8 protein-coding genes are annotated in these 10,438 nt (G+C 76.1%); 3 read left to right on the top strand and 5 right to left on the bottom strand.

Annotation, left to right across the window (positions count from 1 at the left end):
• Nucleotides 1–8: 8 nt before the first annotated feature.
• From ACL02R_RS29600 to ACL02R_RS29585, 4 genes are all read right to left on the bottom strand, one after another.
• Nucleotides 9–3,023, bottom strand: coding sequence for an AAA family ATPase (locus tag ACL02R_RS29600; RefSeq protein ID WP_412800043.1), 3,015 nt, complete (start codon nt 3,021–3,023; stop codon nt 9–11).
• Nucleotides 3,020–4,174 (bottom strand): exonuclease SbcCD subunit D, encoded by a 1,155-nt coding sequence (locus tag ACL02R_RS29595; protein ID WP_412800042.1) that lies wholly within the window; start codon nt 4,172–4,174, stop codon nt 3,020–3,022. The genes ACL02R_RS29600 and ACL02R_RS29595 overlap by 4 nt, the downstream gene beginning before the upstream one ends.
• A gap of 123 nt (nt 4,175–4,297) precedes the next feature.
• Nucleotides 4,298–4,972 (bottom strand): response regulator, encoded by a 675-nt coding sequence (locus tag ACL02R_RS29590; RefSeq protein WP_412800041.1) that lies wholly within the window; start codon nt 4,970–4,972, stop codon nt 4,298–4,300.
• Nucleotides 4,969–6,207: a sensor histidine kinase gene (locus ACL02R_RS29585; RefSeq protein ID WP_412800040.1), complete on the bottom strand. Its 1,239-nt coding sequence runs from the start codon at nt 6,205–6,207 to the stop codon at nt 4,969–4,971. The genes ACL02R_RS29590 and ACL02R_RS29585 overlap by 4 nt, the downstream gene beginning before the upstream one ends.
• Nucleotides 6,208–6,342: 135 nt before the next feature.
• On the opposite strand from ACL02R_RS29585, the gene ACL02R_RS29580 reads away from it, so the two are divergent.
• Genes ACL02R_RS29580 through ACL02R_RS29570 form a run of 3 tightly spaced genes read left to right on the top strand, consistent with a single transcriptional unit; the run spans nt 6,343 to nt 9,742 of the window.
• Entirely contained in the window at nt 6,343–7,251 is a 909-nt protein-coding gene (locus tag ACL02R_RS29580) for an ABC transporter ATP-binding protein (RefSeq protein ID WP_412800039.1), read from the top strand.
• On the top strand, nt 7,248–8,846 hold the full coding sequence (locus ACL02R_RS29575) for a hypothetical protein (protein ID WP_412800038.1): 1,599 nt from the start codon (nt 7,248–7,250) through the stop codon (nt 8,844–8,846). Before ACL02R_RS29580 ends, ACL02R_RS29575 begins: the two co-directional genes overlap by 4 nt.
• Nucleotides 8,843–9,742 carry a CPBP family intramembrane glutamic endopeptidase gene (locus ACL02R_RS29570; RefSeq protein ID WP_412800037.1) on the top strand — a complete coding sequence of 300 codons (900 nt, stop codon included), beginning with the start codon at nt 8,843–8,845 and terminating at the stop codon, nt 9,740–9,742. Before ACL02R_RS29575 ends, ACL02R_RS29570 begins: the two co-directional genes overlap by 4 nt.
• A 10-nt stretch (nt 9,743–9,752) precedes the next feature.
• On the opposite strand, the gene ACL02R_RS29565 is transcribed toward ACL02R_RS29570, so the two are convergent.
• Nucleotides 9,753–10,436: an FMN reductase gene (locus ACL02R_RS29565; RefSeq protein ID WP_412800036.1), complete on the bottom strand. Its 684-nt coding sequence runs from the start codon at nt 10,434–10,436 to the stop codon at nt 9,753–9,755.
• Nucleotides 10,437–10,438: the final 2 nt, after the last annotated feature.

Here is a 10,438-nt window from a genome sequence, read left to right as displayed (position 1 = left end):
CGGCCGTCTCAGGCGTCCGCCGGCGTCATGTGGTGCCGCAGCGCGGAGCCCGTGCGGGTCTTGACCACTTCGAGCTGTACGGGCACCCGGGAGCGCAGGTCGGGGACGTGGCTGACGATCGCGACGCTGCGGTCGTGCTCCCGCAGGCCGTCGAGCACGTCGAGCACCTCGTCGAGCGACTGCTCGTCCAGGCTGCCGAACCCCTCGTCGATGAACAGGGTCTCCAGCCGGATGCCGCCCGCCTCGGCCGTCACGACGTCGGCGAGGCCGAGGGCGAGCGCCAGGGAGACGAAGAAGGACTCGCCGCCGGAGAGGCTGGCGGTGTCGCGGGCGCGGCCCGTCCATGCGTCGAGGATGTGCAGGCCGAGTCCCGAGCGGGCGCGGTGGGCCGCGCGGGCGTCGGAGTGGACGAGCGTGTAGCGGCCGGAGGACATGCGGTGCAGGCGGGTGCCCGCGGCGGCGGCGACCTGTTCGAGGCGGGCGGCCAGGACGTACGTCTCCAGGCGCATGCGGTACTCGTTCTCCGCCGAGGTGCCCGCCGTGAGGGCGGCCAGTCTGGCGATGCCGCGTGCCTCGGCGCGCAGGGGGGCGAGCCGTTCACGGTCGGCGGCGGCGTGGGCGGAGAGGCGGTCGAGTTCGTCCCGGCGGGTGCGGGCGGCGGACTCGGCGGCGGCGGCCGTGCGCAGTCGCGCGGTCGCCTCGGCGAGTACGGCGGCGGTGCGGGACGGGTCGGCGGGGGCGGGGTCCGCGGGGGCGGCGGCGCGTTCCTCGTCGAGTACGGCGGCGACGGCGCTCTCCTCGGCGTGCCAGGTGTCCAGGCGGTGCTGGAGCGCGCGCTGTTCCGGCTGGGTGAGCCGGGCGTCGGCCGCGGCGCCCGGGGTGGGGAATCCGGCGGCGTAGGCGGCGTCGGCGACCTGGTCGTCCGCCGTCTTGAGGCGGTCGGCGGTCTCCTCCGCGGCGCGTGCCGCCGCGGCGGCGAGGCCGAGGGCGTCGGCGAGCGCGGCGAGGTCGGCGGTGCGGGCGGCGACCGTGGGGGCGCCCGCGCGGGCGCGGTCGATGTCGTCGCGCAGGGCGGCCCGTTCGGCGGCGAGTGCGGCGCGCTGCGAGGTGCGGGCGGCGATGCGGCGTTCCGTGTCCTGGACGCGGTCGCGCAGGGTCTCGTGGTCGCGCTCGGCGGAGGTGAGGGCCTGGCGTGCGGCGGGCTCGCAGGCGGCGGCCCTGCGGGCGGCGTCGTGGTCCGCGCGCAGCGTGGCGGCGGTCTCGGCGAGTGACGCGCGGGGCTCGTCGCCCGCCTCGGCCGCGGCGGTGGCGCGCTCCTCGCGCAGCGCGGCGAGCCGTGCCTCGGCGCGGGCGCGGTGGGCGTCGGCCTCCTGGTGGGCGGCGGACGCGGCGTCCTCGTCGGCGCGGTCGACGTGGTCGGCGGCTGCGGGGGTGGGGCGGGGGTGTTCCGGCGAGCCGCAGACGGCGCAGGGCTCGCCTGGCGTGAGGGCGGCGGCCAGTTCGGCGGCGATGCCGCGCAGGCGGCGTTCGCGCAGGTCGAGCCAGTGGGCGCGGGCGTCGGCGGCGGTTTCGCGGGCGTGCAGGAGGTCGTCCTCGGCGGTGCGGACCGCGGTGTCGAGCGCGTCGCGGCGGTCGGCGGCGGCGAGGCGGCGTTCCGCCGGGTCGAGGCGCTGGGCCAGGACGTCGGCGCGCGCGGCGGCCTCCGCGGCGAGCTCGACGCGCTGCCGCAGGCGTGCGGCGGTGTCGGGCCAGGCGGCGAGGTGCGGGAGCTGGGTGGCGAGCAGGTCGCGGTCGGCGGAGGCGGCGGTGTCCAGGTCGGCGAGTTCGGCGGTGAGGCGCAGGGCGCGGGTCTCGGCCTGGGCGGCGGTGGCGAGGGAGCCGAGCTGTTCGCGGACGGCCCGTTCGCGGGTGGTGAGCTGGGCGGCGGGGGCGGTGGCGAGGTCGGGCGGGAGTTGGCCGCGGGCGTGGCGTTCGGCTGTGGTGGCGGTGCGGTGTTCCGCATCGGTGGTGTCGCGGAGGGTGAGGGCAGGGGCGACGGTGTCGGCGGCGCGGGCGCGTTCGAGGGTCAGGCGGGCGCGGTCGCGATCCGGCTGTTGGGCGGCGAGTGCTTCGGCGCGGCGGCGGGCGTCGGCGAAGCGCTCCTGGCGGCGGGCGCGGTCGCGGGTGTCGGCGTGCTCGGCGTCGGCCGTGGCGTGCGCGGTCTCGGCGGCGCGCAGGGCGGTGGCGGCGATGTCCTGGTGCTCGCGGGCGGTGCAGCGTGCCTGGGCCGCCCAGGTGAGGACGGCCTCGGCGAGGTCGCTCCCGGCGTCGGGGGTGTCCGGCGGATCGGGCAGGCCTGGCAGGGCCGCGGCGGCCTGGGACATGCGGTGAACGGTGGCGAGGAGGCGTTCGTCGGCCTCGCGGACACGGCTCGCGGCCTCGGCGCGGAGGTCGGCGAGGTGGGCCTCGGCGGCGGCGAAGCGGCGGGTGTCGAAGAGGCGGCCGAGGAGCCGGGCGCGTTCCTCCGCGTTCGCCCGCAGGAAGCGGGCGAAGTCGCCCTGCGGCAGGAGGACGACCTGGCAGAACTGGTCGCGGCTCATCCCGCCGAGGAGGCCGCCGAGTTCGTCCGCGACCTCCTGGTGCGAACTGCTGAGGGCGCGCCAGGTGCCGGTGACCGGGTCGTGTTCGCGCAGGAGGGTGCGGGCGCGGTCGCGGGTGGTGCCCGTGCCGCGGCGCTTGGGGCGGGTCTGCTCGGGGCGGCGGGTGATCTCCAGGCGCCGGTCGCCGAGGGTCAGGTCGAGGACGACCTCGGTGGCGTTGTCGGGGGCGGCGTGGTCGCTGCGGAGGGAGACGCCCGCGGTCTGGCGCGCGCCGGGGACCGTTCCGTAGAGGGCGAAGCAGACGGCGTCCAGGACCGAGGTCTTGCCCGCGCCGGTGGGGCCGTGGAGGAGGAAGAGACCGGCCGTGGAGAGGCGGTCGAAGTCGACATGCTGGGTGCCGCCGAAGGGGCCGAAGGCCGTGAGGGTGAGCCGGTGCAGCCTCATGGGGTGCTCCGGTGGACGCGGGCCGCGTCGAGGGCGGCGCGGAGGTGGGCGCGTTCGGCGTCGTCGGGTCCCTGACCGGCGCGGACATGGGCGACGAAGTCCTCGGCGATCTGCCGGTCGTCGCGTCCGCTGAGGCGCTGGGCGTACGAGGCGGGGGACGCCGGATCGGTGCGTTCCGGGTCGTGGACGAGGCTGAGGACGTGTGGGAAGCGCGCGGTGAGGCGGGCCATGGGCTCGTCGGGGTGGACGGGATCGGTGAGGATCGCCTCGACCCAGGCCTCCTCGTGGGGGGCGAGCAACGGGTCGGTGAGGAGGGTTTCGAGGCGGCCCCGGACGCGGGCGAGGGGGCGGGGGACGGGGAAGTCGACGCGTTCGGCGTGGACTTCCCCGGCGGGGCCGAGGTCGATGAGCCACAGGGACTTGCGGTGCCCGGCCTCGGAGAAGGAGTAGGCGAGCGGGGAACCGGCGTAGCGGACGCGTTCGGTGAGGGTCTGGCAGCCGTGGAGGTGGCCGAGCGCGGTGTAGTCGATGCCGTCGAAGAGGGCGGCGGGGACGGCCGCGACACCGCCGACGGTGATGTCGCGTTCGCTGTCGGACGGCCGGCCGCCGGTGACGAAGGCGTGGGCGAGGACGACGGACCGGGTGCCGGCGGGGCGGCGGGCGAGGTCGGCGCGCACGCGGTCCATGGCGGCGCCGACCACGGCCGCGTGGTCCGCCTTGGGGACGGCGAACTCGTCGCGTACCAGAGCGGGTTCGAGGTAGGGCAGGCCGTAGAAGGCGACGTCGCCGTGGGCGTCGGAGAGGACGACGGGGGTGGCGCAGTCGGCGGGGTCGGTGCGCAGGTGGATGCCCGCGCGGGCGATGAGGCGGGCGCCGGAGCCGAGGCGGTGGGGCGAGTCGTGGTTGCCGGAGATCAGGATGGCGGGGATGCCGGTGTCCGCGAGGCGGTGGAGGACGTCGTCGAGGAGCCGGACGGCGTGCAACGGGGGGATGGCGCGGTCGTGGATGTCGCCCGCGACGAGGACGGCGTCGACGCGTTCGGTGCGCGCGGTGGTGACCAGGTGGTCGAGGAACGCCGCCTGTTCGTCGCGCAGGCCGACGCGGTGGAAGCTGCGGCCGAGATGCCAGTCGGAGGTGTGGAGCAGTCGCATCCGGGCCGTCGTCCCCCGTTCCCCTTCCGGCCCCGGGCCCGGTGCCCGGTGGTGACGGGCCCAGTCTGCCACTGGGCGGGTGGGCGGCCGGTGGCGGGTGAAGTGGCGCGCCGGGGCGGGGGGTCAGCGCTCGCCGGGCACGACGATGCGGTTCTCGTAGGCGAGGATGACGGCCTGCGTGCGGTTGCGTGCGCCCAGTTTGGTGAGGACGTTGCTCACGTGGGTCTTCACCGTCTCCATGCTGACGGTGAGGTGGTCGGCGATCTGGGGGTTGGACAGTCCGGTGGCCATCAGGCGCAGGATGTCCGTCTCGCGGGCGGTGAGGGGGACGGGGAGCCTGCCCGGGGTGCCGGCCTGGCCCGTGGTGGCGGGGCGGGTGGCGACCAGCCTTCGCACGGCGTCGGGGAACAGGAGGGTGTCGCCGGTCGCGACGAGGCGGATGGCGTGGGCGATCTGGTGGACGGGGGCCCGTTTGAGGATGAAGCCGTCCGCTCCGGCGCGCAGGGCGTCGTACACGTAGTCGTCGCTCTCGAAGGTCGTGATGACGATGATCTTCGGCGGGTCGTCCAGGTCGGCGCGCAGGCGGCGGGTGGCCTCGATGCCGTCCATGCGCGGCATGCGGACGTCCATCAGCACGATGTCGGGGCGCAGGCGCTCGGCGAGCGGCAGGGCGTCGGCGCCGTCCGCCGCCTCGCCGACCACGGTCAGGTCGGGCTGGGCGGACAGCAGGGTGCGCAGGCCGGTGCGGGTGAGTGCGTCGTCCTCGACGAGCAGGACGTCCAGTGCGGGGCGGGTCATGAGCCGGACCTCAGAGGTATGCGCGCGGTGAGGTGCCACCGGCCGTCGGTGCCGCGGCCCGCGGTGAACTCGCCGCGCAGCAGGCGGACGCGTTCGTCCAGGCCGCTGAGTCCGCGTCCGCCGCGCGGTCGCGGTGCGCGGGGCGGGCGGTGGCCGGGCAGCGGGTTGGCCAGGTCGATGGCGAGCCAGTCCCCGGCGGCGCTGACCCGCAGGGTGACGGGGGCGTGGCGGGCGTGCCGCAGGGCGTTGGTCAGCCCCTCCTGCACGATGCGGTAGGCCTCGCGGGAGACCGCGGCGGGCAGGCGGGCAAGGTCGCCGTCCATGCGCGCGTCGATGTCCGTGCCGGTGTGGCGGAGGCGTTCGAGCAGCGGCGCCAGGTCGGTGACCGTGTGGTCCGGGGTGGTGTCGGCGCGCCCCTCACGCAGGACACCGAGGACGTGGTCGAGGTCGTCCAGGGCGCTGCGGCAGGACTCCTCGATGGCGGTGAGCGCCCGGCGGGCGGCGGCGGGGTCGGTCTCCAGCAGTTCCGCGGCCACGGCGGCCTGGACGGTGGAGGCGGTGAGGGTGTGGCCGACGGAGTCGTGCAGCTCGCGGGCGAGGCGGTTGCGCTGCTCCAGCTCGCGGACCTGCGTCTCCAGGGCGGCGAACCGTTCGTCTGGGCCGGGCCCGAGGAGGGCGGACGCCGCCGCGCGCAGCAGCGCGGTGGCGCCGGCGCTCAGCAGGCAGCCCAGGAGGAGGGCGGCTGCGGAGACGACGGGTGTCCACGCCCCGGCCGGGCCCGCGGCGATGTGCACGGGCCGGAAGAAGGTGATGTCGTCGCCGCCGCCTATCCAGACGCCGGTGAACACCAGGGCGACGGTGACGCACAGGACGGTGGCGCCGAGCAGTGCCCAGCTCGCCGCCTGGTGCAGGACGATCCAGGCGGTCGTCCTCGCGCGGGTCCGCCAGGCACGGGCGGCGGGCGGCAACGGCGTGGGGAGCGCGGTCCGCAGCGTGCGGTTGACCAGTCGGATGTTCCAGCGGCGGGCGGCGGGCAGCGCGCCGGTGGCCGCGGTCAGGAGGACGAGGAGGACGAGGGAGGCCAACCTGCCGCCGCCCGGCAACGACGCGCCCGCGCCGAACCCCGCGGCCAGCGCGACCCCCGCGGCGGGCAGGCTGAGCGCCGCCCCGGCCAGGGCCAGGGGCTGCCCCCGGTAGGTGTCGGCCCGGCGCAGCGGACCAGTCGGTCTCCACACGCGGGCCAGTATGGCAGTGGCCTGTGACAATCCCCTCCCCCGCCCGGGGGCCCCGCCTCCTCCCCCGACCGGGGGAGGGCGATTTCCCCCACGGCCGCGATGTGCGGGCACGAGCGGTTCGGCGAGTGTTGCGTCATGCTCGAATTGATCGATGTCGGCAAGGTCTACCGGGGCGGCAAGAGCGCCGTCTCCGGGGTGACACTGCGCCTGGGCCCCGGAATACTCGGCCTGCTCGGCCCCAACGGCGCGGGCAAGTCCTCACTGATGCGCATCTGCGCCACGGTCACCCGGCCGACCGCGGGCTCGCTGCTGTTCGACGGCGCGGACGCGGTACGCGACCCGGAGCCGCTGCGCCGCGCCCTCGGGTACCTGCCGCAAGACTTCGGTGTGCACCCGCATCTGAACGCGCGGGAGTTCCTCTCCTACCTGGCCGCCGCGAAGGGGCTCTCGGCCCGTTCGGCGCGCGGCCGGATCGACGAACTGCTGGAGACGGTGAACCTCACCGGGGCGGCCAAGCGGGCGCTCGGGACCTACTCGGGCGGCATGCTGCGGCGCGTCGGCATCGCGCAGAGCCTGCTCGGCGACCCGCGCGTCCTGGTCGTGGACGAGCCGACCGCCGGGCTCGACCCGGAGGAGCGGGTGCGCTTCCGCAACCTGCTGAGCGACCTCGCCGCCGACCGCGCGGTCATGCTGTCGACGCACATCGTCTCGGACATCGAGTCGGTGGCCTCGGACATCGCGCTGATGACCGGCGGACGGCTCGTACGGCGCGGCTCGCCGGGTGAGCTGCTGCACGAGGTGTCGGGGCGGGTCTGGGAGCTGACGGTGGCGCCCGAGCACGTGACGGCCGTGCAGGCGCGGTACGTGGTGAGCCGCATGGTCCGCACGGACGCGGGGGTGCGGCTGCGGGTCCTGGCGGACGCGGCGCCGTCCGCGGACGCGGAGCCGGTGGCGGCGGGGCTTGAGGACGTCTACCTCGCGGTCGTGGGGAGCACGGGCGCGGCCGGGTCGCGGCCGGTCCCCGGCGTGCGGGAGCTGCCGTGAGGCCCGCGGTCGGCAGGCTGGCGTTCGCCGACTTCCTGGACCGGATGCGGCGGCCCGCGTACGCGGTCACCCTCGCCGGGGCCGTCGGGCTGGGGTACCTGGCGGTGCCCGCGGTGGACAGCCACTGGGCGATCATGCAACTCGGCGACTACCGGGGCCTGTACAACAGCGCCTACACAGGGATGGCCACAGCGCTGGCCGGGACGCTGTGGCTGACGTTCGGCGGCTTCTTCGTGGCGCGCAACGGCGTGGCCAGGGACGAGGCGACGGGTGTGGGCCGCCAGGTGGCGGCGACACCGCTGCCCACGTGGCGCTACCTGGCGTCGAAGTTCCTGAGCAACACGCTGCTGCTGGGGTCCATGGCGGTGGTGCTGGCGGGCACGGCGGTGGTCATGCAGCTGGCGCGCGGGGAGGACCGGGCGCTCGATCCGGGACCGCTGCTGATGCCGTTCCTGGTGCTGACGCTGCCGATGGTGGTGCTGACCGCCGCGGCGGCCCTGCTGTTCGAGACGACGCCGCTGCTGCGCACGGGCGTCGGGAACGCCGTGTGGTTCTTCGTCTGGCTTGTGCTGGTGCTCGGTGGCCAGCGGGAGGGCGCGCCGCTCGGCGGGATCGGGGTCCACGACGTGGTGGCCACGATGGGCGACGACCTGACGCGGCAGGGGGTGCCCCTGTCCGGCGGGGACTTCAGTCTGGGGTTCACGTTCGTGGAGGAGCCGCTGCGGACGTTCACCTGGGGCGGTTTCACGCCGGACGGCGGCTTCCTGGCGGGGCGGCTCGCGGTGCTGCTGCTCGCGGTGCCGGTCGCGCTGCTGCCCGCCCTGTGGTTCCACCGGTTCGACCCGTCCAGGAGCGTGCGGGCCGTCGCGGCACCGGCCGCCGAGGAGGCGCCGGTGACGGCCGTCGTGCCCGAGCCGGGGCAAGCCGTCCCCGGGTACGCCGGGCCGCCGCGTACCCCCGTGTCGTACGGCAGTCCCTTCGCGCGCCTGTTCACGGGCGAGCTGCGTGTCCTCGCGCACGGGCCCGTGTGGTGGTGGGCCGGTACGGCGCTGATCGCGCTGGCCGCCCTGTGCGTCCCCCTCGAAGGGGTCACGCGCATCCTGCTGCCGCTGGCCTGGCTCTGGCCGCTGCTGGTGTGGTCCCGGATGGGCGCGCAGCGGTACGAGCACGGGGTCGCGGTGCTGCTGGGGGCCTGCCCCGGGCCGGTGCGGCGCACGCTCGCCGAGTGGTGCGCGGGGATCGCGGTGGCCGCCGCCACCGGTCTGACGCCGCTGGTCCGGCTCGTGGCGGCGGGTGACGGCGCGGGAGCCGCCGCGTGGGCCGGCGGCGCGGTGTTCGTGCCGTCCCTGGCGCTCGCGCTCGGCACGCTGAGCCGCACGCACCGGACGTTCCAGGCCGTCTACCTGCCGCTGTGGTACGTGACGGTCAACGGACTGCCGCTGCTCGACTTCATGGGCGCGGTGCGGGAGAACGGCCGCCCGGCCGGGCCGCACGCCGCCTTTTTCTGCGGAGCGGCGCTGCTGCTGCTCCTCACCGCACTCGCCACCGGGGCCACGCGGCGCCGGGCCGGCATGGAGAAAGGTGTCAGCCGATGACCAGGCAACCGTCCGCGACGGCGCGGCGCAGAGGCCTTGTGGTCTTCTTCGCCATCTCCTTCGGCGCCGGCTGGCTGCTCGTGCTGGGCGCGCACGCCATGGGGATGTCGCTCGTGAACCCGCTGGTGCAGCTGCCGTTCGCGTTCATGCCCGCCGTGGGCGCGATCGTGGCGCGGCGCTGGGTGACGCGGGAGGGCTTCGCGGACGCGGGCCTCGCGCTGCGGCTGCGGGAGGCGTGGCCGTACTACGCCGCCGCCTGGCTGGGCCCGCCCGCCATCACGGCGGGCGCGGCAGGGACCGCGGCGCTCGCCGGGCTGTGGGACGGCGACCTGGGGCCGCTGCGGGACCTCGTGCCCGGTACGCCGTGGTGGCTGGCGGTCCTGGTACTGGTGGGTGTGATGCCGCTGCTGGCGCCGCTCTACTGGGGCGAGGAGTTCGGCTGGACGAGCTACCTGCGCCCGCGCATCGGCGGCGGCACGCTGCGGTCCGTCGTGGTGACCGGACTGATCTGGGCGGTGTGGCACTACCCGCTGGCGTTCGTGGGCTACGTGGAGTTCGCCAACGTCGGCGCCGGCCTGCTGGTGTGGACCGGATCGTTCCTGTTGCAGGAGATGCTGCTTGCGTGGCTGTACATCCGCAGCCGCAGCATCTGGACCGCCGCGCTGGCGCACGCAGGGAACAACATGGTGCTGTCCATGCTGGTGGGCGTGCTGCTGGGCGAGGACGACGGGGGCGCCGGTCTCGGCGCCACGACGCTCACCTGGCTGCCCGCCGTCCCCATGGCCGTGCTGTGCGGCTGGCTGCTGCTGCGCGGCGCGTTCCGCGGCCCCGTGGCGGAACGGCCCGCGCCCGCCGCTCCGGCGCGGGAGTCGGCGGGCGCGGGCGCCACCCCGTAGGGGGCGCGGCTCAGCGGGGCCGCAGGGCGGCGAGCTGCTGGGCGAAGGGGACGACCTCGGGCTCCTCCGTCCCCTCCCCCGGCGGCTCCGCCTCCGCGTCGCCGCGCGGCGGCGGGGCGGGGAAGCGGTCCCCGGCCGGGAGCAGGGCCGCCAGCTCCCTGGCCGCCCGGTCCATGCGGCCGGGGAGCGTGTCGGTGCGCGGGTCGCCCGAGCCGCCCCAGTCCTCCGACGCGGCGTAGACGCCGGTGGGCACGACGGTCGCGTGGAGGTACGAGAAGAGGGGCCGCAGGGCGTGCTCCAGGACCAGGGAGTGGCGCGCCGTCCCGCCGGTGGCGCCGACGAGGACCGGCTTGCCGGTGAGCGCGTCGGGCTCGACCAGGTCGAAGAACGACTTGAACAGGCCGCTGTACGACGCGGCGAAGACCGGGGTGACGGCGATCAGCGCGTCCGCGCCCGTCACCTCGTCGAGGGCGCGCCGCAGGGCGGGGGCCGGGAAGCCGGTCACGAGGTGCCCGGCGATCTCCGTCGCGAGGTCGCGCAGTTCGACGACCTGTGCCTCGGGCTCCGGTCCCCCGCGGGCCAGTTCGCGCCGCACGGCCTGGACCAGCCGGTCGGCCAGGAGGCGGGTGGACGACGGCTGGCTGAGGCCCGCCGAGACCACCGCGATCCGCGGGGCGTGCGTCTGGCTGGACATGA

Source organism: Streptomyces sp. MS19, from assembly GCF_047200595.1.
Lineage (GTDB): Bacteria > Actinomycetota > Actinomycetes > Streptomycetales > Streptomycetaceae > Streptomyces.
The sequence above is the reverse complement of the archived record's forward strand: the minus strand, read 5'-3'. Positions and strand labels throughout refer to the sequence as shown.